This is a genomic window from Flavobacterium sp. CHNK8 (assembly GCF_019774515.1).
Taxonomy (GTDB): Bacteria; Bacteroidota; Bacteroidia; order Flavobacteriales; family Flavobacteriaceae; genus Flavobacterium; species Flavobacterium tiangeerense.
In genome coordinates, this window is sequence record NZ_CP081492.1 from 2,092,649 (window position 1) to 2,115,395 (window position 22,747).

24 protein-coding genes are annotated in these 22,747 nt (G+C 33.0%); 21 read left to right on the plus strand and 3 right to left on the minus strand.

All coding sequences use genetic code 11. The annotated features are described in order from the left end of the window. Window positions 1–2 precede the first annotated feature (2 nt). On the minus strand, window positions 3–3,956 hold the full coding sequence (locus K5V07_RS08900) for a hypothetical protein (RefSeq protein WP_221917183.1): 3,954 nt from the start codon (window positions 3,954–3,956) through the stop codon (window positions 3–5). Continuing rightward, complete coding sequence (locus K5V07_RS08905; RefSeq protein ID WP_221917184.1) at window positions 3,949–4,146, minus strand: hypothetical protein; 198 nt, start codon at window positions 4,144–4,146, stop codon at window positions 3,949–3,951. The genes K5V07_RS08900 and K5V07_RS08905 overlap by 8 nt, the downstream gene beginning before the upstream one ends. Window positions 4,147–4,455: 309 nt before the next feature. Between K5V07_RS08905 and K5V07_RS08910 the strand changes: the two genes are divergently transcribed. From K5V07_RS08910 to K5V07_RS08990, 17 genes are all read left to right on the plus strand, one after another. Continuing rightward, a complete protein-coding gene (locus tag K5V07_RS08910) occupies window positions 4,456–5,106 on the plus strand; it encodes a hypothetical protein (protein ID WP_144893769.1) in 651 nt (216 codons plus the stop codon). 63 nt (window positions 5,107–5,169) lie between these two features. Further along, a complete protein-coding gene (locus tag K5V07_RS08915) occupies window positions 5,170–5,787 on the plus strand; it encodes a hypothetical protein (RefSeq protein ID WP_221917185.1) in 618 nt (205 codons plus the stop codon). A gap of 10 nt (window positions 5,788–5,797) precedes the next feature. Next, the gene (locus K5V07_RS08920) at window positions 5,798–5,989 is read left to right on the plus strand and encodes a hypothetical protein (protein WP_144893759.1); all 192 of its coding nucleotides are present in this window, start codon (window positions 5,798–5,800) and stop codon (window positions 5,987–5,989) included. A gap of 635 nt (window positions 5,990–6,624) precedes the next feature. After that, window positions 6,625–7,443 carry a hypothetical protein gene (locus tag K5V07_RS08925; RefSeq protein ID WP_221917186.1) on the plus strand — a complete coding sequence of 273 codons (819 nt, stop codon included), beginning with the start codon at window positions 6,625–6,627 and terminating at the stop codon, window positions 7,441–7,443. 4 nt (window positions 7,444–7,447) lie between these two features. Beyond that, window positions 7,448–8,281, plus strand: a complete 834-nt coding sequence (locus tag K5V07_RS08930) for a hypothetical protein (protein WP_221917187.1) — start codon at window positions 7,448–7,450, stop codon at window positions 8,279–8,281. 17 nt (window positions 8,282–8,298) lie between these two features. Continuing rightward, window positions 8,299–8,496, plus strand: coding sequence for a hypothetical protein (locus K5V07_RS08935; RefSeq protein ID WP_221917188.1), 198 nt, complete (start codon window positions 8,299–8,301; stop codon window positions 8,494–8,496). 173 nt (window positions 8,497–8,669) lie between these two features. Further along, window positions 8,670–9,170 carry a hypothetical protein gene (locus K5V07_RS08940; RefSeq protein WP_221917189.1) on the plus strand — a complete coding sequence of 167 codons (501 nt, stop codon included), beginning with the start codon at window positions 8,670–8,672 and terminating at the stop codon, window positions 9,168–9,170. Between the two features lie 94 nt (window positions 9,171–9,264). After that, a complete protein-coding gene (locus K5V07_RS08945; protein WP_221917190.1) occupies window positions 9,265–10,407 on the plus strand; it encodes a hypothetical protein in 1,143 nt (380 codons plus the stop codon). Window positions 10,408–10,414: 7 nt separating this feature from the next. Further along, complete coding sequence (locus K5V07_RS08950) at window positions 10,415–11,197, plus strand: phage tail protein (protein WP_255577880.1); 783 nt, start codon at window positions 10,415–10,417, stop codon at window positions 11,195–11,197. 316 nt (window positions 11,198–11,513) lie between these two features. Beyond that, the gene (locus K5V07_RS08955) at window positions 11,514–12,656 is read left to right on the plus strand and encodes a hypothetical protein (protein WP_221917191.1); all 1,143 of its coding nucleotides are present in this window, start codon (window positions 11,514–11,516) and stop codon (window positions 12,654–12,656) included. 7 nt (window positions 12,657–12,663) lie between these two features. Continuing rightward, on the plus strand, window positions 12,664–13,422 hold the full coding sequence (locus K5V07_RS08960; protein WP_221917192.1) for a hypothetical protein: 759 nt from the start codon (window positions 12,664–12,666) through the stop codon (window positions 13,420–13,422). Window positions 13,423–14,243: 821 nt separating this feature from the next. Then, complete coding sequence (locus K5V07_RS08965; RefSeq protein WP_221917193.1) at window positions 14,244–14,438, plus strand: hypothetical protein; 195 nt, start codon at window positions 14,244–14,246, stop codon at window positions 14,436–14,438. 382 nt (window positions 14,439–14,820) lie between these two features. Then, window positions 14,821–15,288 carry a hypothetical protein gene (locus tag K5V07_RS08970; RefSeq protein WP_221917194.1) on the plus strand — a complete coding sequence of 156 codons (468 nt, stop codon included), beginning with the start codon at window positions 14,821–14,823 and terminating at the stop codon, window positions 15,286–15,288. A gap of 12 nt (window positions 15,289–15,300) precedes the next feature. After that, the gene (locus tag K5V07_RS08975; RefSeq protein ID WP_221917195.1) at window positions 15,301–15,858 is read left to right on the plus strand and encodes a DUF6046 domain-containing protein; all 558 of its coding nucleotides are present in this window, start codon (window positions 15,301–15,303) and stop codon (window positions 15,856–15,858) included. Further along, window positions 15,851–17,152, plus strand: a complete 1,302-nt coding sequence (locus K5V07_RS08980) for a hypothetical protein (RefSeq protein WP_221917196.1) — start codon at window positions 15,851–15,853, stop codon at window positions 17,150–17,152. The genes K5V07_RS08975 and K5V07_RS08980 overlap by 8 nt, the downstream gene beginning before the upstream one ends. Window positions 17,153–17,161: 9 nt before the next feature. Then, window positions 17,162–18,157 carry a hypothetical protein gene (locus tag K5V07_RS08985; RefSeq protein ID WP_255577887.1) on the plus strand — a complete coding sequence of 332 codons (996 nt, stop codon included), beginning with the start codon at window positions 17,162–17,164 and terminating at the stop codon, window positions 18,155–18,157. A gap of 2 nt (window positions 18,158–18,159) precedes the next feature. Further along, window positions 18,160–18,408 carry a hypothetical protein gene (locus K5V07_RS08990; RefSeq protein ID WP_221917197.1) on the plus strand — a complete coding sequence of 83 codons (249 nt, stop codon included), beginning with the start codon at window positions 18,160–18,162 and terminating at the stop codon, window positions 18,406–18,408. A gap of 91 nt (window positions 18,409–18,499) precedes the next feature. Here K5V07_RS08990 and K5V07_RS08995 read toward each other — a convergent pair whose 3' ends face one another. Next, window positions 18,500–19,300, minus strand: a complete 801-nt coding sequence (locus tag K5V07_RS08995; RefSeq protein WP_221917198.1) for a S24 family peptidase — start codon at window positions 19,298–19,300, stop codon at window positions 18,500–18,502. Between the two features lie 279 nt (window positions 19,301–19,579). Between K5V07_RS08995 and K5V07_RS09000 the strand changes: the two genes are divergently transcribed. The 4 genes from K5V07_RS09000 (at window position 19,580) to K5V07_RS09015 (ending at window position 22,641) form a co-directional block, all read left to right on the plus strand. Continuing rightward, window positions 19,580–20,167 (plus strand): hypothetical protein, encoded by a 588-nt coding sequence (locus K5V07_RS09000; RefSeq protein WP_221917199.1) that lies wholly within the window; start codon window positions 19,580–19,582, stop codon window positions 20,165–20,167. A gap of 99 nt (window positions 20,168–20,266) precedes the next feature. Beyond that, window positions 20,267–20,446, plus strand: a complete 180-nt coding sequence (locus K5V07_RS09005; RefSeq protein WP_221917200.1) for a hypothetical protein — start codon at window positions 20,267–20,269, stop codon at window positions 20,444–20,446. A 296-nt stretch (window positions 20,447–20,742) separates the two neighbouring features. Continuing rightward, window positions 20,743–22,074, plus strand: coding sequence for a DUF2586 domain-containing protein (locus tag K5V07_RS09010; protein ID WP_221917201.1), 1,332 nt, complete (start codon window positions 20,743–20,745; stop codon window positions 22,072–22,074). Between the two features lie 141 nt (window positions 22,075–22,215). Beyond that, window positions 22,216–22,641 carry a hypothetical protein gene (locus K5V07_RS09015; protein ID WP_144893727.1) on the plus strand — a complete coding sequence of 142 codons (426 nt, stop codon included), beginning with the start codon at window positions 22,216–22,218 and terminating at the stop codon, window positions 22,639–22,641. The last annotated feature ends 106 nt before the right edge of the window (window positions 22,642–22,747 follow it).

Here is a 22,747-nt window from a genome sequence, read left to right on the forward strand (position 1 = left end):
TGTTAAATACTTATATGAAAATGGTTATCATGGTCTTTATTTCGATAAGGTCTTAAAACACTTCTTGCACCTAATCCTAAAACAACTTCTTCAAATGTAATACAAAAATCTTTAGTAAGAAAACATTTGTTTCCTTGACCAACATCTTTCCCATTAATTTCATTAACATCAAATGCTTTACCTAAATAGTGCGCACTGCCAAATGAGTGGGATGCTCCAGCAATTTCAGATACATTAAATTTATAATCTTTACTCATCATATACATGATATATAACATTTCACATAGAATATCTATTTGACCTCCAGGAGCTTTTCCATATTTACTTCTATTTCCTTTTTTTCCAATACTCGTATCTATAATATTATCTTCAGCCATAGCTTTATCTATAACTCCTGACTCATGTGAAGTAGAAAAAGTAATTCTTTTTTCTTTAATAATTTTTTCAGCTAATACTTGATTTAATTTTCGAGTTTCATTATAACTTAAAGCATAACGAATACCTTTACTTTTCATTTCTCTATATCTTGCTAATAATTCGCCCGATTGAATTATCCCATCATTATTTCCTTTATTGAAACCGTCATTTTTTATGTCCATCCCTGAGTTATCACGATAACTTGGATTTATTTTTCCATCTAAATATTTTTTGTAAATATCAACTTTGTCGCCTTTACCAGTAGCACTTGGTGCAAAAATTACCATATAAATATCTTCTGGGCGTTGTACTTTTTTATAATTATTATATAACATAAAGTATTTTTTTACATAATCTAACTGTTCTACAGGAAATAATAATGCTAATTTTTGTTTATACTTATTTATTTCATCTGTAGTAATTGCATCTAATCTATCTTTGTTTTCTGTTAATCCCCTTTCTTGTAAAATTAATGATTTAATAGGAGCTGTTGTAAACTGAACCAATCCAACAGGTTTACCTTTTACTAAATTTGGATTTTTTTTATGTGCTTCTTTGGAATAAGGTTGATTGTTATTGATTATTACTGAGCTACTGAATGTTTCACCAGTTTCTACAGACATACTTATCATCATAGCGTCTGCCATTTCATATTTTCTAGATTCTCCCCATAATTCGGCACAAATTTTTAATAATTTCAACCTAAAATCTTTACTCACTTTATCTCCCCAAACTAATTGCGGATCATTTGCATCAATAAGATAAGTATCCCACTTCGCACCTACCTTAAATACCAGCGTTTTATCCTTAAAATGTTTAGTAGAAAAGCCCTCTACACCTGCATAATAGATTTCGGTGTCGTCTTTTTTCAAGTGGGCTGGTGCCTTTTTTTGAAAGCTTAATTCAGCAAAACCATTTGCTTTAATTGTGGATTCGCTCAAATTTTCAAGTATAGAATCATCTTCTAGGGCATGGGCAGTGAATTTAAGTTTTTCGCCTATCATATTTCTAGTATGAGCTACCATTTTTATTTTAGTAGGTGTTTTACTATTGTAAGGTACTCTATCTGTTGGCACCAATCGTTTGCCCTCATATTCAAAATACAAGTCTAAAATTTCTTTTTTGGTAGTTACTTTTAACTCTGAATTTGATACGGGATAGCTAATTCCTTTAAAAGCATATAATTGATTATCGACTACGCCTACAAGTGCAAATTTCAGGTTAACATTCCAATTTGAAATTCCTAACTTAGCTTTCATTTCTTTTGAAAAACTAACTGCTGTATTTATTTTTCCTTCACTATCGGTTTTAGTAGTTATAAAATATCTGTTTTTGTAGTAAGCATTGTCTTTGTGTGCTTTTACATGAAAATATATTCTAACCTCTTCGTTGCAAAAATTAGGAACAGTAGCTTTAACATAGTTGATTTCGCCTATAAAACCAGATGTGGTTTTAGGCGTGCCGGTGGCATCTGTCCAATTGGCTTCAGTGACTGTTGGATGTACCACTTGTATTTCTTGTGATGAAGTTGATTTTTTGCCTTCTCGGGTGTTGCTGTAGGCTTCAACCCAATATTTGCCTTCTGTTAAAGGCAAATTAAATGTGGCTTTTGTTCCTTTTGCAAAAGGTTGTTTTGGCGTGGGGTTCTCTTTGTTAAATGCCTGAAGTTCTTTTTCATTATACAACACCCATTTTACGTTATTCATTTCTTCTGTAGTGGCTGGATTAAATAAAAATTCAGTGACCTTACATTCTACTTGTTGTAATTTTTCTAACTTTAAATAAATGTTATCTTTCCTAAAGTTTTTAGTGATACTTATTTTTTTAACATAATTTTCTTTTACTTTAAAATCAACTTTTCCATTAATCGGATACTGACCGTTACTTGTAACAATAACAGTATAAGTGCCTAATTTTGGTAACGATATATTAAATAAACCATTTTCAGACAATGGTTTAACTTCCGAAATAGAAACAAATTTATCTTTTGCTTTATATTCAATTTGATAAAATAATTGTAAAGGATTTTTTGGTTTAGCAGCTTTATTTGCTTTTAATTTTACTGCAAATTGTTTTGCCTCTGTAAATGGTCGGGCATAGCCAGCACTAAAATTTGTAGGGGCAATAATTTCAATTTCTGGTTTTATGATGTTGATGTCAACATAAGCAGAATGTTTTTTATCTTTAATAGCGTCTGCTTTTTCTCCATAAGCTTCAATGATATAGTTCCCTAATTTTTCAAAATTATAACTAAAATTAGGGCCTTCGTTTACAAAAGTTTTTTCTATTTTGTTGTTCAAGTAAACCACCCAATTGATGTTCTCTTTGGCAAACTTTTTTTGATTTACTAACATTTCGTTTAAGCCAAATTCTAAATTTTCGCCTAGTATAAAGGTTTTAGCCGATGTGTTTTTAATAAATACCGCACCTTTGTTGACACCAGCACCTATATCATCTTTCGCACTTAATTCCTTTAAGAAAGCATAAACATTTTGAGCACCTAAATTGGCATACATTTTATCTGGACTCAAATTTGGATATACTTTAGTTTTGGTAAAAAATGTTATGCTGTTAGGCAATTCGGTTAAGGCTTCTACTTCTCTTAGTAATAAAAATAATTCGTCGTATTGCTCAAAAAGGTTGGCAATATTGACTTGTTCATTTTTTAATTCTTTTAAAATAGTGTTCCAGTAATTTTTAGACCCAAGACTAATTTGGTCATTCAAAATTTTGGATTCTATGGCAGCAATCATTTTTAATCGAATGTTGTCCCAATAAAAGGTTGCTGTTTCACCTCCAAGGGGTTTCAATTCGTTGTACATTAAATTAAAGCGTGGATCATTTTTGTAATCAGCAATAGAAGCGCCTTTTTCTAATTTATCTAATACATCGGACCAATACTTTATGGCTTCTGTATCGTTATTTTTTATGGCGTTATTTAACTGGTTTTGCACCCCTTTTTTCACCTCATCGATAGTAGGTGCTACATTGTTTTCTTTTAAGTGTTGCGGCAAACGAACACTTTCTTGAGTGCCTACATTAGCATAAGGTTGCGGAGCGATACTAGTGATCCCTTTGTTTGTCGTGTCGTTTTCGACTTCCGAAATCGGAGGAGTAGTGTTGACTGATGTGAGAGAACGCATTGCCGTTTTATCAGTGGTATCAGTAACGCCTCCTCCGTCTGGAAGACTTGAAGTTGCATTTTTTACTTGGCCAACAGCTACTGTTGAGCTAGTAGTATTATTTTTGATAGGATCCCCATTAGCCGAAGGAGTAGTGCCTGTGGATAGTGCTGTTTTTTCGATTGTTGCAGCAGTGTTATCGATGGCGCCTCCTTCGGTTGGGGAATTAAGATCGTTTGTAATAGTATTGTGCAGTTGTAGTTCCTGCCATATTTGTACAATATCTTTTTGTTGGCTCATTTCTTTAGAGACTTTGGCCAACTCTTTTATGAAGACATTGGTTAAATGTTCAGCGCTTTTTATATCAGCACTATTTTGTATTGAAAGATTGAAATTATGAATTACATTTTTACTCATCGCTAGGTGTTTTTCTGGGTGTAAAAGTAATGTCAAAGTTTGTCTTTTTTTGTATTTCAAACCGCTTGTATTCAGTAGTTTCAGTAGGTTTTGTTTTTGCTGAAACTACTGAATTCACAGGGCCTTTTTTTGTTCTTTTTGTATGCTCCTGTGCTACTTTTACACCCTCAAAAACGGAATTGGCGGGCACTCTTAATTTGTTGTTTCTCCTGCATTTTTTCTAAAATTACATACTACATTATATAGTAATCACCTTAAAAACAATAGCCCCTATGCATTTTTTATTATCGATAGGCATCAGAGAAAAGCTAAAAAAACCTGACAAGAGTAGCTTTCGTTTTTATGAAGCCATTATTTAAACAGGCTTTTAGAAAATCAAGCTCCGCTCTATAACAATCATTATGGAATCTAAAGCAAATTCACCTTTGTTTGAAAAAACAAAGTGTGGAATGAAATCACAATCTAAACCTTATTACTATAATTTAAAAACAAACAAAATATGGCATTACAAACATTAACTACCATTAAGAACTGGTTTACAACCGGTCAAAAACCCACTCAAACTCAGTTTTGGGATACTTGGGATTCGTTCAGACACAAAAACGAAAAAGTACCTGTGGGAGAAGTAGACGGGATCGATCAATTATTGGATCAACTGCCTCCCAAGACAATTTATAAAACGGGTCAGTTGCTTATTTTTAAAAACCCCGATAACGTATTAGATTCGACTATACTTGAGCCCAACGATACCGTAATAGGACATGTAGAAGGAGAATTTTTGAATTCAGGAACTTATTATGGTGGCGACCCGATGTTGTTGAGTAGTTATACTCAATCCAATAATCAAGTAGGGCGAATTATAGCCTTCAATTCATACGATCAATACAATGGTGACATAATTACTTATGAACTTAATGATGAAGTATTGCAAAGGGCATACAGCTGTGGCTCCTATAACGGAGTTTATATTATGTATAAAAAACCAGGCGAACTCGATTTTTCGAGTGCATGGCCTAGTGGAACCTACCCTCAAGCATGGGTAACCTGGCTTGAATTAACTCCAGGTACCATTATTAAATTAACAGATACTATTGGCGGTTTGAACGATTCAGAAGAATATATAGTGCCAGAATTAGCGAAAACAAGATAAAACATTAAAAAGAAAATAATCAATATGAAAAAAATAATTATAATATGCTTGTTAGTCATTGGGATGATGACGAATGCACAGACAAACCAAGTTATTACAAAAAAGCTACAATTAAATAACGTGCCTTCAGGCTCTGAGACAGACAATTTTCTTGTTCGTGGAACCGATGGAATTGTAAAATTTGTGCCAAGGAGTAGTTTTGGAGGTGATTCATCAGTTCATATTGCAGCTGGTTATAATGTAACTATAAGTGGATCAGGAGATATAAATAATCCATATGTGATTAATGCTGGTTCAAGCTATTCTACAAATGGGGCGAGTTATTCAGATAATCCATTTACGGCCTACTGTTTTATTTATCCAGATAGAGGTTTTCAATACTATAAGTATAGTAGCCCTCGCAATGAGGGGCGATGGGCGCAGTCAACTTTATCAGAAGATAAAATATATTTTCAACAATCAGGCGATGCTGAATGGCCGAATAATAATGACAGAGCTATTGAACTATTGTTTCCCAAACCTGCTTCAGGATTTCAGAGTAAAACAATCCCAATTTCATTAAATGGAAATTATGCGGATGTTAATGGTAATATAGAAGTCAGCCCAATTACGACAACTTTTACCACCAATGATGGCAAGACAGTCACCGTAACAAATGGTATAATAACTAGTATTCAATAATATTTAAAACATGAAAAACTTCATCAAAAAATACTGGATTTTAATTGGGATGATTGTGGCTTTTACATTGGAGCACACATTTGACATCCTAAACGGTTTCGGGCTTTCGGCGCTGCAAATAAAATTTGTCGAAGGACTTGGAGCGCTTATTTACGGGTATTTCTTTACCAGTAAATACAACGCCAAAAAACTTTCAAAATAACCTTTAAAACAACCCAATGAACCTTCAATGTCTTATCGATTCACAAGTGTCTTGTAAGGATTTTTTTGTGGCACTATTTATCGATGGATTTTGAGGGTTAAGTATGGGAAAGGTATCTCTGTGGTCTTATTTTTAATTCATTAAGTTCATTTTGTCATGCGATGTAGGTTATTCGTAAAGATAGGCAAGTCTAATGTAGGTTCTGGGTTTGGGTCATGGTCGTTTTGTAATTTAATTTGCCAAAATGAGAAGTACTAAGGTTTAAATATTTGTTAAACAGTGTTTAAATAGTAAAAGCAGCGATTATATCTATGGGCTTTGAATTATTGCAATAATGGTTTGATTTTTAGTAAACTAATTTCTGTTGAAACTACTGTATACACAAGTGTTTGTTTTGTATTCATTATGTTTCTCTGTTTTATTTTTAACATTCTACATTTATTTTTTAGAAGTTAAATAGGGTTAAAAAAATATTATTTTTTTAAACAGTAAGGAAGTTTTGTAGGTTTTTATGTTACTATTTGGTACCAGTTTTGTTCTAATAGTGTCATTATAACATTTATTCAAATTCATCATTGTTTCAAGAATCAAAGAATTGAGTGGATATGGGGTCTGTAACTTAAAGCAAACAAAATATGGCATTACAAAAATTAAGTACTGTAAAGAACTGGTTTGAGATCAGTTTTAAATCTACACAAAATCAGTTTTGGGGCACTTGGGATTCGTTCAGGGACAAAGACGAAAAAGTAGCCGTCGCTATGGTTGAGGGGATGTATGAAGTATCGTGTCAATTGTCTCCGAAGGCAATTTATAAATCGGGACAGTTATTTCTGTTAAAACACCCTGATAACGGATTAGATACTACTATACTTGAACCTAATGATACCGTAATTGGGTATGTAGGGGGAGCGTTTTTGAATGCAAGAACCTATTATGGTGGTGATCCAATGCTATTGACTAGTTACATACAACCAGAGGTTTTGCCCACCGCTTTTGCTTTTTATTACAAAAATACCCAGCGAAGTTTGATTATGGCTAACAATGAGGTGCTAGTGAGTTCATACGTTTATCGAGATGTAGCGCAAAAAATAATATATGAAAGCCATTTGGGTACCGTTGAAGATGCACAAAGAGTGATTTTGTTGGATCCTAATACAGAAGAGGAACTAGTAGCACTAACTTATGATCCCTCTTTATTTGAGAATTTTCCAGATTTGAATGACTTCACGATAGACTTGATAAAACAAGAAAATGATGTGTTCTTGAATATTGATATTGACAAGGATGTGTTTATGAATTATAATGGAAAACAGACCACTTTTTCTTTTTATACCGACTTTAGAAAATCTGATTACTGCCTTGTTTTGTATGTTCAAATTACGGACAATACAACTAGAGAAATATACAATTTGCCCTTATTTATTGCGGTGTTATTTCCTGAAAATATTTTATAAAAAAATGAAAAAACTACTTATAGTATGCATTTTAGCCATTGGGATAATGGCGAATGCGCAGGCTCCTCAACTTATTGCGAAACCCTTAAAATTAACCTCGGTTGGTAAAGGAACCGCTGCCGATAGCGTGTTGGTTCTTGGCGCCGATAAAATTATGAAATTTGTGCCTAGGAGTGCTTTTGGAGGTGGCTCAGGAACCGATAAAAGCTTTCAGGAAATTTTAAATCAACCATGGGACAATTTTATACATACTTTTAGTGGTGGATTGAAATTTGAAAATCCATACGCTTCAGTACTTGCATATCGCGACGGGATAATAATTGAAAGGACTAATTTGACTAGTACCCCAACTAAAGCGGAATTATTTTCAGAGGGAATAGCTTTTACAGATTCATTTGGAAATAGAAGTTATACCAAATACCCAAACAACGCTGCAATTGACAAAACTTTTGCGGTTTCTGTTAATGGAAATTACGCAGATGCAAACGGAAATATTACCATAAATTCAAGTCCCTATTGGGTTTATACAGCTATATTGTCGCAAAATGGTACTAACGCGCCAGTAGCTACAGTCTTGGAAAATACCTTTGGAGACACAGTAACATGGACAAGGCTGTCCAGCGGGCAATATAGGGGCAGCTTCAGTAATGCTTCTTTTCAGTTATCAAAGTTTTTTGCCGTTGTTGGAAGACAAAATATAAATACACTTACTAGATTAGATATTTTTGGTGATTCATCAATTTTTTTAGGAACAGCCACTGTCTCAGGTGCTCAAACTACTTCATTTTCTGATAATCTGATGTTTAACACCTGCATTGAAATAAGAGTTTACAAATAATTTTAAAATTATAATCAATGAAAAACTTCATCAAAAAATACTGGATTTTAATAGGGATGATTGTGGCTTTTACATTGGAGCACACATTTGACATCCTAAACGGTTTCGGGCTTTCGGCGCTGCAAATAAAATTTGTCGAAGGACTTGGAGCCCTTATTTACGGGTATTTCTTTACCAGTAAATACAACGCCAAAAAACTTTCAAAACAATTGTAAAACAACAAAAAGAACCTTCAATGTCTTATCGATTCACAAGTGTCGTCTATGGGCATTTTTTGCTTAACTGTTCAGTTTTCAGAAGCCGAAAAATGGATGAAAGTTACGGCGTTCTTGATTACCGTCGGCTTCACTATTCATCGATGGATATTGATGGTTAAAAACAAAAAGCCATGAATCTTCATTTAAAATATAAATCGCTTTTAGATAAGAATAAAATTAACACGCCTCTAAGAACTGCACATTTTATGGCGCAATTAGAACACGAGAGCGGTTTAGTTGCAAGGCGAGAAAATTTATTTTTTACATCTGTGGACAGGCTTAGAAGTACTTTCAAAACACCATTTAAGAATATAACAGACTCGTTTGTTCGTTCTTTTTTACACAACCCCCAGCATTGCGCAAACTATGTATATGCTAATCGTGGAGGCAATGGCGACCAAGCATCTGGAGACGGTTTTAAATTTCGTGGTGGTGGCTTTTTGCAAAACATATTCCGTAACGGTTACGAGTTTTTAAAAGTCAAAACAGGGATTGATTTCGTTTCTAATCCTGATTTAATTCTTGTTGAGGCAAACGCAATGATTTGCGCCATTTTATTTTGGAACGAAAACGACTTAAACAAATATGCTGACCTAGATGATTTAGACGCTGTTAGTGATGCCATTAATTAAGGTCGCCAAACAGAACGCTATGGAGATTCTAATGGGTACGCCCACAGAAAAGAGTACTTACAAAAATGAAAAACAATTTAAAAAACAAACAAATATGGCATTACAAACATTAAATAATATAAAAGAATGGTTTAAAACCGGTCTAAAACCCAGTCAAACTCAATTTTGGGACACTTGGGATTCGTTCAGGCACAAAAACGACAAAGTGCCTGTGACAGAGGTCGAAGGATTGGATGAAATATTGGATCAACTGCCTCCCAAGACAGTTTATGAATCGGGTCAGTTACTTGTTTTTAAGAATCCGGGTAATGAGTCCGGCAATAATTTCTTAGAACCTGACGACACGGTTATAGGTTTTGTTGAAGGCGATTTTTTGAATGCTGGAACGTATTATGGTGGTGATCCAACTAAATTGAATAGTTATATAAATCGTATTGGAGAAGTTATTTCTTTCGTGAATGGATTATTAACAGTCAACTTAAATGAAGCTGTTATTTCTAGATTTTATGAATCAGCTGAATTGTCATGTATTGTAAGAATAACTACACTTGAGGGTAATGTTTTTGAGCACGGTATTACCCCCCTTGAAATGGAGCTAAACAACCCTATTTCAGTTTACATTCAAGGAAAGTATGATTACGGCTCCACGATTGTAATTTATGATTTATTAGATGAGTTTGTTGAATCTTCACCTTTTGTATATTCTTTTATTGAGCCAGAAGAGCAGGTAATTGAAGATGTAAGCATTGTAAATAACGGCGGGTTTTCAGCTTTAAATCTTTTTTACAATAATATTAAAAAAAATGAAAACGGGCAAGCTATAAATCAAATTGAGTATATAGACCAAGATTACAACTATCTAGGTCAAATCAATCAAGGAGTATTACCTAGTCCAACTAACGTTGTACGAGATAGATATACCGGACAAAAAGTTGCGGAGTTTACAGTATTAAACGCAAACTTTTTTCAATTAGCTTTTGACCTTAGAGAATCAGATTTATTTCAGATTACAATGGATACTCAAAATAGTGGCAATGGGATAGGGTTATTTATACAGCTTTATCCAAGTGGTGTATCCGCAACTCCTGATTTCTGGGCTGATCTTTATTTAAACAACTTAAGAACTGTAACATACAGTAACGAAAAATTATACCGTGAAACAGATCTTCAATCCAATATTTTTGGAGATTGGGAAAGTTTAGTAAGAATTAAAACAAAAATTAATAACGTAAATTAATGTAATTATGTCACAAGTAATTGAAAAAAAATTAAGACTGATGAACGTCCCAACTGCTACAGAGCAAGAGCAGGTACAACAATTAGTAATAACGACTAAGGGTTTGGTATGTAAAAAAAAAATTGAAAAAAATATTGAAATGATAGGAGTTATTAAATTGTTTGCAGGAGCAACGGCACCAAAAGGATATTATACTTGTGAAGGTCAATCTCTTTTGATTGAATCTCATTATAAATTGTTTTCTGTTATTGGAACAACTTATGGAGGTGATGGTATAAACACTTTTAATATACCTGACTTGAGAGGTGCGTTTCCTACTCAAGCTACAAATAACATGAGTACACAAGCTTTAGGAAATTATGTATTAGGTCAAACAGGTGGTTCAAATAGCATCGTATTATCTAATGAAAATATGCCTCCTCACACTCACACCATAATAAAAGGATCAGGATCTAATTTAACAGGAAGCATTTCTGTAAACACAACATTAAAAGCTAGTACTAGTAATGCTATTACTCCAATACCTTCTGCAATCAATAATGTTTTAGGAAAAACGATTGATACCAATGGTAATAGTGATCCTAATTTGTATACAAATGCCGCACCGAATCAAAATTTAGTAGGGATTAATTCTACAGTAAACAATACTTTGAGTTTTGACCCAACAGGTTTGCAGCTGACTCCTTGGGGTACAGGGAATGAACCTATCCCAACAGTACCAACATTTGTTGCTTTACAATTTATTATATGCTTTGATGGTTTTATGCCTGAGTTCCCTAACTTAAGGTAAAAATAATCGGATTAACTTTTCAAATAGTTAAAACTTTATAGAGGGGCATGAAATTGAATAGTCCTACAATTTTTTAATTTTCACATAGTATCCAAGTCTGTTTTTTTGAATACCAAAAAGGAACCTAAATCAAATATAAATACTATACTATCTTGTTGTTTTAACTTAAAAAAAAAAGATAGGGAGGGAGAAATTGTATTATTATTAAATAATTATCAAGCTCTATTCAACAATCATTATCCAATTTAATTTCATTATTGTCCAAAACATAAAGTATTTCATTAATTAGAATTAACAATTTAAAAAATAAACAAATATGGCATTACAAACATTAAATACTATAAAAGACTGGTTTAAAACCGGTCTAAAACCCAGTCAAACTCAGTTTTGGGACACTTGGGATTCGTTCAGGCACAAAAACGACAAAGTGCCTGTGAAAGAGGTCGAAGGATTGGATGAAATATTGGATCAACTGCCTCCCAAGACAGTTTATGAATCGGGTCAGTTGCTTGTTTTTAAGAATCCGGGTAATGAGTCCGGCAATAATTTCTTAGAACCTGACGACACGGTTATAGGTTTTGTTGAAGGCGATTTTTTGAATGCTGGAACGTATTATGGTGGTGATCCAACTAAATTGAATAGTTATATAAATCGTATTGGAGAAGTTATTTCTTTCGTGAATGGATTATTAACAGTCAACTTAAATGAAGCTGTAATTTCTAGATTTTATGCATCAGCTGAATTGTCATGTCTAGTAAAGATAACCACACTTGATGGAACTATTTTTGAGCACGGTATTTACCCAGTTGAAATGGAGCTAAACAACCCTATTTCAGTTTACATTCAAGGAAAGTATGATTACGGCTCCACTATTGTAATTTATGATTTATTAGCTGAGTTTGTTGAATCTGTGCCTTTTATCAATTCTTTTGTTCAACCAGAAGAGCAGGTAATTGAAGATGTAAGCACTGTAAATAACGGCGGGTTTTCAGCTTTAAATCTTTTTTACAATAATATTGAAAGAAATGAAAACGGGCAAGCTATAAATCTAATTGAGTATATAGACAAAGATTACAACTATCTAGGTCAAATCAATCAAGGACTATTACCTAGTCCAACTAACGTTGTACGAGATAGATATACAGGACAAAAAGTTGCGGAGTTTACAGTATTAAACGCAAACTTTTTTCAATTAGCTTTTTACCTTGGAGAATCAGATACACTTCAGCTTACAATGGATACTCAAAATAGTGGCAATGGGATAGGGTTATTTATACAGCTTCATCCAAGTGGTGTACCCGCAACTCCTAATTTCTGGGCTGATTTTTATTTAAACAACTTAAGAACTGTAACATACAGTAACGATGGATTATACCGTGAAACAGACCTCCAATCCAATATTTTTGGAGATTGGGAAAGTTTAATAAGAATTAAAACAAAAATTAATAACGCAAATTAATGTAATTATGTCACAAGTAATTGGAAAAAAATTAAAACTTATGGATGTGCCAGCAGCAACTGGTGAAGTACAACAATTAGTAATTACTCTAGAAGGAAATGTTTTAAAAAAACCAATATCTAATGCGCTACAGCCTTCGGTAGGTTTTATTAGATCTATTAAAAAATATTATAATTCTCAAGGTTGGTTAGTCTGTAGGCTCTTATGTAATTTCAACCCATTTAGAAGTTATCAAGAGTTAGTCGAGAATACTAAATTAGAAGTCTATAATGAAGGATTTGATGGTTATCCAGGGTATTGGAGTCAATATATGATTCCAGGTTTTGAATTCAAGGGCGAAATGCGTTTTGATTTACCTAATGATACACTTGTAAGGCTTGTTACTTATGATGATTCATATGCCCCTACAAATGTTTATCAAGTAGAGAGGACACCTACTCCTGCTGAGTATATTACAAGTGATCTTGCTATTAGTACTGTAAATAAAATTTCAACAATAACATTTACAATACCTACAGTTTTATTAGCGGAAGATGTAAAAAACAATATTTATTTAATAGGTACTGTAAGTTTTCCAGAAGAATGGGATTATGAACAATTTATCGATTTAAACGACGCTGATATTCAAATTTTGGGTTCTGTTACAAAAGTGAGGAAAGTTATAAATAACGAATCCCTTTTTAATATTAATTTTAATATGTACAGTTCTTTTAGCGTTCACGATGGTTTAGCTAGGTATAATAGTAGCATTATATCTGTAGTCTAAATAAAGTCAAAACTTGACAGGAGGAAGTGAAATAAAAAAAGTCCTCCAACAATTAAAAACTTTCTCAGGGTAATTTAATTAAGCATAAAGCCACAGCGTTGGAGGACATAAGTCTTCTAATGCTGGCTTTGCTATTTTAATTTATGATGTGAGAAATGCATAGATAATCAATCAAAAATCGAATTAAAAATGAACAAGTATCATCAAATCTTAAAGAAAATCCTTGATAAAGGTAAAGTTCAAAAAAATAAAAGAATAATATAGAAGGCACAAAGCAGCTGTTAAACAGCGAATCGGTTAAGCTTGCTTTCAATGTTGGTTAAACCTAATAATAGCCTCAATATTACATTGACAACTTATGTAAATAAAATAAGTTGAGGTTCGCGTTAAGAGTTTTTCAAAGCCAACACAGATTCTGATTTATCACTCATACTATTGCGTCAAAGGCTATCAGAGCATTTAGTTCTCTTGTAGGCTTTGGCGCATTTTTATTTAAAAACAGATGTTGTTTAATTAGAAAAATAGTAGTGATCATAATCCTTATGGTTAATAGTTTTTATGATTACTTTTTATTAGTGTATTTTGTTGTTCTACAAGATTTTGTAAAGGTTTTTGTTTTACTGAAACTACTGAAAACAGGCGTCTTGTTTTTCTTTTTTTATGGTTTTCTGCATTATTTTTACACCCTCCAATAGCCACTATTACTACTTAAAAACAGACATGATAGTGCTATTCGTTCTCAGAAGATTTTAGAGAATTATCACCTCAATTTTAGAGGTCTCCCATACTAATCTTAATCAATAACTAAATAGTAAATAATCATGGATATTACACCAAGAGACTTAGGCGAAACACCTAAAACACCAGACATGAGCAACTTTAAAAATCCTTTGGGACAGCCTTTAGAAGGAAACATTTTTATAGAGAGTTTTATGATTACGCCTTTAACTACATCCGAAAAAAATGAAGATTTGGCCGAAGTCATAAAAAGAGAAAGTAGAGATAGTGCGATTTAAAATTTGACCATCGGCCATTTCTTCCGGTTTTGAGAATAGAACCCGAACAACATAGATTTTAAATGGTATAAAAAACAAATTTTTATATAAAAACGAGTATAAATCTCTCCCTCTGTGTTGAATTGTTCGTCTGCTTAGTGGACAGTCATAATTTAATTGAACTATCCGTAACTCATACCAATATTCAAGGTATTGAAAATATACTTTGCGTCTTTGTGGCTTTGCGTGAAGCTAGACTCGCAAAGTCTCAGAGTGCAGAAATGCTAAAGTCTGTCAAAAAATTGACAATTAATTTATGCTGTGAAATGGCACTATAAGGGATAATTTCAAAAGCCTAATTTTTAATCATTGTAAAAACACAAAACAAGTAAAGCCTAAAAAAATGCCAAACGAAACAATAGAAAAACTAAAAGAAAAATACGGTAGTGTATTAAAACTTACTTCTGAGGACCATTTAACAAACGCTTATTGCAGAAAACCATCGTTCACTTCATTTTTAAACTATCAAGATAAATACAAAGACAATCCGCATGAAGCGATATTGTTTTTGTTTCAAGAATGTGTGTTGGATAAAGAGATCTATGATGATGAATTCATGCTTTCGGCAGGGAATTCTATTGTATCCATGATAAAAAAAGATAGTGAATTTGCCATTGATTTTACACCTCAGAAGGATGAATTTAAGAAATCGGCAGCGCTTATCAGATATGCTTTTAAGATAGATCCCTATCAATTAGCTATGGATGAGTTTTACAAATTACTAGAAGAGGCGCTGTGGTTACAAAAACACAAGGAGACAAGACTAGAAAACACATTCATAACAGCCTTTGCTAAAACATTTTCAAATTAAAAATAAAAAAATATGAAATTCAATTTTAATGTAAACGAAATTTTAGATACCAAGGACATCGAATACGCTGGGATCAATTATAACGAATCAGAATCGAAAGATTTTATTATAGATAAAACAGGAGGGGAATTTAACCTGAGGGTTTTTGCTCCTTTAGTATTTGAGCCTTTGGTAAAAAGCGATCTTAATCTACCAAGTTTGCGAGTAGATGCTGTTACGGTTAATTTAAATCGTTCAAAAAACATAAAAAAAGAGAGTATAGAAGGGCGAGATTCAACAATCAAAGAGCATATATCAAATGGCGATTTTAGTATTTCGATAGAGGGATTAATTGCCAATGAAACGGGCGATGAGTACCCAAAAGAAAAACTTTTCTTACTGAAACAATTCTTAAATGCTCCCTATTCATTAAGAGTAACTCATGCCATCTTAAACCGATTTGGCATTTATGAACTAGTAATAGACTCCTACTCTATCCCATCTATTGCTGGAACAAAAAATATTCAAAAATTTACTGCCAGTGCCACATCAGACGAAACGGTAGAGCTAATAATTAGAGACAATGCTTAAACTAAATGCTAAAATTAGAGTTTACGAAACCATCAGACTCATTCCAACCCCTAAATTTTATGAATTTACATATGTAAAAAATGTCGAGATAAGCAGTTCTTATAAAACGCTTACAGATACTGCTACTATTGTAATGCCTCAAAAAGTATATACTGACACCAAAGGATTTGACCAGAGTTTATTTGCAAATGCAAGTGGTGCGCAAAAAACAATCCATGATTTTTTTAAACTCGAAAGTTTCATCGAAATCTTTTTAGGATATGATGACGATTACAAACCAGCTTTCAGAGGGTATGTCACAGGAGTACAAACGGATGTAAATGTTAGAATATCTTGTGAAGACGTGATGTATGCTTTTAAGAAAGTAAAAGCAGTAAAAGATAATGATGTTCAGGATAAGAATGATATGTACAATATAGTGTCAACAAATCCAACAACAAATGTTGAAAGTTTTAATCCCAAAATATTCTTTGAAAAAAGGATAAAAGAACTAAAATTACCTTTTAAAGTAAATGCGCTTGACGAAGAATTTGGGAATGTTATGATTAACAGAGATCAAAGCTTGGCTCAGGTTTTCGAAATGTTGAAAGATAAAGGCATATATACTTATTTTAAAACCGAAGCTTCAGGGCCAGTACTTACAATTACCAATAATCCGCAACAACATACAGCTAAAGAACTAACGAGTTTTATAGATCGGAATTTTATAAAAAGCCCGCTAGCAGGTGCTGTTGTAAAAAAGTTAATTAACCAAGGACTAAGTCTTTTAAAATCTCAATTGAGTAAAATGACTCGATCCGATTCTGATGTCTTCTCGGGTGAAGTGCGTTTTAAATTTCGTTACAATATTATAGAGGATCAATTAACAGTAGTGAATGAATCTACAAAGAATACCCGTGTACGAGTAGAAAAATACTTTAAGAATTCAAACACTCCAGTTTATATCGAATTAGGTGATCCGAATGGGCAATTAATAAAAACTCATGTTTTACATAATGATAATGAAGACTTACCAAAAGACATTGAAGCTTTCGAAAAAGCAACAACGGAAGCGACTTCAGTATTGTATCAATATGGTGCCTTGAGAGCCATGCAGTCTAAACCAAATGGATTTGAAGGTTATTTTTTAACTTTTGGAGAACCCTTTGTAAGGCCTACAGACAAAGTAATTCTGGAAAACGCTAAGGATAAAGAAAAAAACGGCACCTTTCAGGTCGAAAAAGTTGAGCGAAGTTATGGTGAAAACGGTTACAGGCAAAAGATTTACATAGGACGAAGAGTAGAAACAGTTTAAAAATACAAAATGGGAAATATAAAAGATCTAATAAAAGATGTCGCTAGCAAGAATCAACTTGTTGAAACGTTTGCGGCAAAAGTCATTGAAATAAATACAGAAACTGAATCGCTCCATAATCCAGAAGACGCTTATACTGTAAACATTATGAGAGCCGATGGTGCCATCATTAAAAACGTACGTTTGAAAGCTTCTATTCTGGACTTAGAACAAGGAATTATTACCATTCCAAAAAAGGATAGTTGGGTGTTGGCTTCTATTATTGATGGAGTAGAAACAAGAGCGTTTATTTCTCAGTTTTCGGAAGTAGAACGCATTTTTATTCGTTTCAAGGATGACGAAAACCATTATCTGGAAATTGATACAGAAGTAGATAAATTCCAGATTGTATTCAAAGAAAAAGAAGGCAATGATTCTTCATCAACCTCAGTACCTACATACAAAAAAATTGCACAACTAGAGTTTAGTGGTAAAGAGGATTCAAATATTACCACCTCTTTTTATAATGAAAAGGGAAAAGAAATTTCTAAAAACAGTTTTAATGGAAATCAACAGCAAACCGTTATAAATACTATTAATGGCGAAGATGTTAAAGAGCGTTTAAAGTTTACGCTTTCTTGCGGAGAAAATGCAAATGCTGAAATACAATTTTTAGATAAAGACAGTAATGAAAAGCAAAGAATAACGTTTGACGAATTACATACAGAAATAAATCTCAACAAAGGCAATACAATTTTCAATTTAAAAGATAAAGAGTCAAAAATCAGCATAAAAAATGGATTTGAAGCTATAATTTCAGATGCTATGACTTCGTTTAAAAAAGGAGATTTAACTTTTGAAATGGATGACAAATTTAAAATAGATGTAGGTGGAAAAAATTTGTTAACAGAATTAGAAAGTTTGATTACAGAGATATCAAAAATTGTCGTCGTACAAGGAGTTGGCCCAAATGTAGCAGGCCTACTTTTAATAAAATCGAATTTAAAAACTTTATTAAAAATTTAAAAATGGGATTAAAAATTTCAGCATTAGAAGAAGCGATCTTAGATGTCTTAGTAAAAAGCTCGCAAATATCAGTTGATGTAAATAACGGAAACGATAATAATAATCAAGCACAAAAGGCAAGAGAAAAAGCAGCTGAAAAATTAGCATCAGCTATTGAAGCATTCGTCAAATCAGGAACCGTAACCACAACAGTTACGACAACTGGATCTGCATCAGCCCAAACCGGAACAGGAACGGGATCTATTTCTTAAATAATTTTGAGTTAGTGTTGAAAATCCCTCTTACCATCAAAACAGTAAGAGGGATTTTTTTATTTGAAAATGAACCTCAACTTTTAGAATTTTAATTCAGTTTTTTCTTTAAAGCCTCTTCCATTTCATAAACTTTACTTTCTAGGGCATGAAGTTTTTCATAGATGTTAATAGGATCTGGCATCTGCTTAGAGGCATACATGCTGGCGTACCAAATCTCTAGAATATCCTCGGCATAAATAGAATACATGGGGTAGTTTCCGTCTCTATTGTCGGATTTTAGAATTAATTTGCCACTTTCTCTGATTCTGTTTAAAACTCTTTTTACTACGACACCGTCATTTTTACTTATTACAACATAAATTCTGCCGTCAAGGATATCATCAAAGTTGTCGACATATTTTCCAAAAAGGTAATCCCCATCATGAATTGTAGTCGACATTGAGTTTCCTTTTATTTCAAAGCATCTATACGTACCGTTTTTTAACATAGGCATGCTAAATGAAGGAAGTGTTTCCATGTATTCTGGGTCAGCATAACCGTCTAAATAACCAGCACGAGCCTTTACTCCAACAAAATTGATGTTTTCTTCACCGTGAGCATCTACCGTGATAATTTTTGGTATGTTCAAATTAACTTGATCGTTTGTTTTATTGACGAAAATTTGATCACTATTTTTAAAAAGGTAGTCAGGATTTACATTACAATGAGTAATTATACTTTGAAGCAAGTCAAATCCTGGTTTGGTTCTTTTTCTTTCACCATCGGCTTGCAATCGGCCAATGGTAATACTATCTATTGTGGTGCTAGTTACCCCTATTACTTTGGCAAATGAGTTATTGTTTAATTTAAGCTCGTCTATAATATGCTTTATCTTAGTATGTATTTCCATAGTATGAATACTTTTTGTGTAATATGTTTTGTTTTTCTTTAAGGGATTCAGCTATATGTTGCAAAGTTAGATAATATAAAGCAAAAAATAGTTTTTATTTGTTTATTTTATTCTAAATTGTCTGGTTTTCAGTATGTTTGTAGCTCCTTTCTTATTATGTTACTGTAACTTCAATATAAAATTATTGAATCATATTACTGAAATCACTGCATTATTTAACGTAATATGTTGCAATAATTAAAACATATGTTGTATATTTGTAAAAAAATAATCCATCATATGATTTTAAAAGAATTTTATAACGAAAAAAAGAGCGCTATCGAAACGGAGTTTTCTTCTAATGCGCCAATAGTACATCTTTACAGTGATGCAGTTTTTAAAACAGCAGTTACAAGTCCAATCGTAATGTTCAAATATGATACTATTGCTTGGGAAACATCTTCTGAAAAAAACTATAAAGCAGATGTGTCTTTTTGTATTTATGTAGTGCTGCCAGTTGGTACCCTTTCTTCAACAAGCTATGAAAATGTATTCGAAATCGCTCATCGCATAGATAAAGCGATATTGACCACTAGTAGTAGTAATGCCTATTTAGACACTAATTCAACGTTTAAGGTAAAAGAAAAGCAATGGAACAATGAAGAAGTGTATTGGGCTAAAAACGACTATTTTATTTGGGAAATGACCTATAAAACAACATTGGTCGAAAATATCTTGAAAAAGAAATACATCCTTTTCAATAATGGATTGAGTAATGAAGCGCTAGAGGCACTTGGCTACGACTTAAACTCAGGGATAATTGGAATCAACCCAAATCAAATTGAAGGAACTGTAGATTTAGACACAGCTTCAGCAACTACTACTTAAAATCTTAGCGCTATTAAATCAAGAGCAGACAACACATACACAAAAGACAACGACCGAATCTAAAATTTATTTATCCTAATACCTTTTTTTAACCCAACCATGAGAAGAAGTAGAACACTATTAGACAAAAGAAGAGAATATGTAATCAATTATTTGAATATGAATCAAGCAAAACAAATGAAAGTTGTCGTATCTGAGCTTTCGGATAACTTGTTTCTCACAGAGCGTACAATTTATACCATTATAAACGAAGGGCTCGCTACAGAAGCCAGAGCCTAAAACACTGAAACTACTGGTTTTGACAGTCAATAAAATTGGAAAAAGCAAGTTTGAACTTTAAATTTGTACTTGATATCAAAAGCAAGTTTATCTCTTGGCCAAGAGTAAAATTCAATTTAAAAACTGTTTTTTGAAAGCTTTCCAAAAATAGTAAACTACTTTTTGGATTCCAGATTACAAATACCTTTTTAAAATTAAAATCATTAAAAATAAAAAGTTTTTAAACTTTTTACAGTCCATCTTTTGCCTCTTTTTAACGCAAAAGTAAAATTTAAACAATTAAAACAATTTATATTATGAGTACATTAAATGATGTTGTGATTAACAAACTATCAGGCGGATTAGGGAGAAGAACACCAGATCAAGACATGGTTTCAGGATTACTTTTTGACGGAGTTCCAACTTCAAAATTACTTTTTGAAAAAGTAGAGCGTTTGGCTTCATTAGAAGATGCAGAAGCCTTAGGAATTACTGCTGATTACGATGTAAACGGGCAATCGGCTTACTATCAAATTCAACAATTTTTCAGGATGAATCCTTCTGGAGACTTGTACATTATGAGAACAGCGGCAACTTCTTATGAAGACATTGTTGATAAAGCAATGGCTATGCAGGAACAGGCCAACGGGAATATTCGCCAATTGGCAATTATTTTTTCTGGAGAAGCTACATTTGCCGACACACAAGCTGCTGTTTTAAAAGCACAAACACAAGCAGCCCTTGGTTACAAAGATTACATGCCTTTTGAGGTAATTTTAGAGGGAAAAGGGTTTGATCCTGATACTGCTATGAATCTATCTGAATTGAACGCAGAAAATGTATCTGTTGTAATTGCCATTGATGTTGAGAAAGCTTTTGAGCAAAAATTGTTTATGAAAGGTAGTACAGCAGAGAATGACAAACTCTATACTTTAGCTTATAACGAGAAATTAGTGCCAATAGAAAATTCTTATAATATTTACAAGGTGCAGAAAATCGATAACAGTAATAATGACGATAAAGAGGGGCTTGAATTCACTTTCAAAGAGGTTTACATAAATACAGCAGCAGTAGGATTAGCATTAGGGGCTATCTCTAAAGCAAAAGTATCTGAGAACATCGCTTGGATCGAAAAATTCAATCTTACTGGCGAGGGTTTTTCCAAAGCTGGTTTTGTAGGCGGTCAAGAAATTAAGACGTTAGGAACTTTAAACGGGCTAAACGAAAAGAGATTCATTTTCGCAAGAACCCACACAGGATTGCCAGGTATTTATTTTAACGACAGCCACACTTGTACTGTGGGTACGTCAGACTTTGCTTATGTAGAGAACAATCGTACAATAAATAAAGCAACTCGTTTATTGCGTACTGCTTTATTACCAAAATTAGCTTCTCCAGTTTTGGTAGATATTGATGGAAAATTACCTCAATCCGTTTCAAAAAGCTTTGAAGGCTTATGTAGATCTGCTTTAGAAGGAATGGTGGCGAACCAGGAAGTTTCAGATTTTGATGTATATGTAGATCCAAAACAAAACATTTTGGCAACATCAGAATTAAAAGTGAAAGCAGAAATCACCCCAATTGGTACAGCTCGTAAAATTATGGTTGATTTAGGATTCAAAAATCCTTTCAGAATCGACAAAGCATAATGTATTGAATTCGTTATAATTCACCAACAATAAAAAAATCACAACCACTACCCTTCTAATTGGATTGTGATAAAAAACAAATAAATAAAAGAGTATAGCTCCTGAACGTTATCAGGATAAAAAAACAAATAAACGCTACATATGAATAAATTACCATTAATTAACGGACAACAACACAGCTGGTCATCAATTGAAGTAAGTATTGCAGGCAATATCGTTACTGGTATCACTGCTGTAAACTATAGTGACTCAGTATCTAAAGAAAACCATTATGGAGCTGGAGACATGCCAGTACACAGAGGTAGAGGGAAGTATGAAGCAAAAGCTTCAATTACTTTATACAACTACGAAGTAGAAGCTATTTTGGCGGCTTTGCCAAAAGGACAAAGATTGCAAGATGTAAACCCTTTCAGTATCATCGTAAGTTACCTTGATGATAGTAACGAAGTAATTACACATACTGTAAGAAACTGTGAGTTCAACTCAAACAGCAGAGGAATTAGCCAAGGCGATACCAAAATTGCGGTTTCTTTTGATTTGATTTGCTCTCATATTGAGTGGAACTAATCATCCTGATTAATTGCTAAAATTACAATGCCCTTTTCTATTGCTAAAAACCGACTTAAAAGAGAAACCAAACATTCAATCGCATTACGCAAAACGAATTCAACAG

What these genes read in the sequence shown, in the direction of transcription:
- K5V07_RS08900 (WP_221917183.1), bottom strand. Translation starts at nt 3,956, where the DNA reads ATGAGTAAAAATGTAATTCATAATTTCAATCTTTCAATACAAAATAGT.
- K5V07_RS08910 (WP_144893769.1), top strand. Translation starts at nt 4,456, where the DNA reads ATGGCATTACAAACATTAACTACCATTAAGAACTGGTTTACAACCGGT.
- K5V07_RS08915 (WP_221917185.1), top strand. Translation starts at nt 5,170, where the DNA reads ATGATGACGAATGCACAGACAAACCAAGTTATTACAAAAAAGCTACAA.
- K5V07_RS08920 (WP_144893759.1), top strand. Translation starts at nt 5,798, where the DNA reads ATGAAAAACTTCATCAAAAAATACTGGATTTTAATTGGGATGATTGTG.
- K5V07_RS08925 (WP_221917186.1), top strand. Translation starts at nt 6,625, where the DNA reads ATGGCATTACAAAAATTAAGTACTGTAAAGAACTGGTTTGAGATCAGT.
- K5V07_RS08930 (WP_221917187.1), top strand. Translation starts at nt 7,448, where the DNA reads ATGAAAAAACTACTTATAGTATGCATTTTAGCCATTGGGATAATGGCG.
- K5V07_RS08935 (WP_221917188.1), top strand. Translation starts at nt 8,299, where the DNA reads ATGAAAAACTTCATCAAAAAATACTGGATTTTAATAGGGATGATTGTG.
- K5V07_RS08940 (WP_221917189.1), top strand. Translation starts at nt 8,670, where the DNA reads ATGAATCTTCATTTAAAATATAAATCGCTTTTAGATAAGAATAAAATT.
- K5V07_RS08945 (WP_221917190.1), top strand. Translation starts at nt 9,265, where the DNA reads ATGGCATTACAAACATTAAATAATATAAAAGAATGGTTTAAAACCGGT.
- K5V07_RS08950 (WP_255577880.1), top strand. Translation starts at nt 10,415, where the DNA reads ATGTCACAAGTAATTGAAAAAAAATTAAGACTGATGAACGTCCCAACT.
- K5V07_RS08955 (WP_221917191.1), top strand. Translation starts at nt 11,514, where the DNA reads ATGGCATTACAAACATTAAATACTATAAAAGACTGGTTTAAAACCGGT.
- K5V07_RS08960 (WP_221917192.1), top strand. Translation starts at nt 12,664, where the DNA reads ATGTCACAAGTAATTGGAAAAAAATTAAAACTTATGGATGTGCCAGCA.
- K5V07_RS08965 (WP_221917193.1), top strand. Translation starts at nt 14,244, where the DNA reads ATGGATATTACACCAAGAGACTTAGGCGAAACACCTAAAACACCAGAC.
- K5V07_RS08970 (WP_221917194.1), top strand. Translation starts at nt 14,821, where the DNA reads ATGCCAAACGAAACAATAGAAAAACTAAAAGAAAAATACGGTAGTGTA.
- K5V07_RS08975 (WP_221917195.1), top strand. Translation starts at nt 15,301, where the DNA reads ATGAAATTCAATTTTAATGTAAACGAAATTTTAGATACCAAGGACATC.
- K5V07_RS08980 (WP_221917196.1), top strand. Translation starts at nt 15,851, where the DNA reads ATGCTTAAACTAAATGCTAAAATTAGAGTTTACGAAACCATCAGACTC.
- K5V07_RS08985 (WP_255577887.1), top strand. Translation starts at nt 17,162, where the DNA reads ATGGGAAATATAAAAGATCTAATAAAAGATGTCGCTAGCAAGAATCAA.
- K5V07_RS08990 (WP_221917197.1), top strand. Translation starts at nt 18,160, where the DNA reads ATGGGATTAAAAATTTCAGCATTAGAAGAAGCGATCTTAGATGTCTTA.
- K5V07_RS08995 (WP_221917198.1), bottom strand. Translation starts at nt 19,300, where the DNA reads ATGGAAATACATACTAAGATAAAGCATATTATAGACGAGCTTAAATTA.
- K5V07_RS09000 (WP_221917199.1), top strand. Translation starts at nt 19,580, where the DNA reads ATGATTTTAAAAGAATTTTATAACGAAAAAAAGAGCGCTATCGAAACG.
- K5V07_RS09005 (WP_221917200.1), top strand. Translation starts at nt 20,267, where the DNA reads ATGAGAAGAAGTAGAACACTATTAGACAAAAGAAGAGAATATGTAATC.
- K5V07_RS09010 (WP_221917201.1), top strand. Translation starts at nt 20,743, where the DNA reads ATGAGTACATTAAATGATGTTGTGATTAACAAACTATCAGGCGGATTA.
- K5V07_RS09015 (WP_144893727.1), top strand. Translation starts at nt 22,216, where the DNA reads ATGAATAAATTACCATTAATTAACGGACAACAACACAGCTGGTCATCA.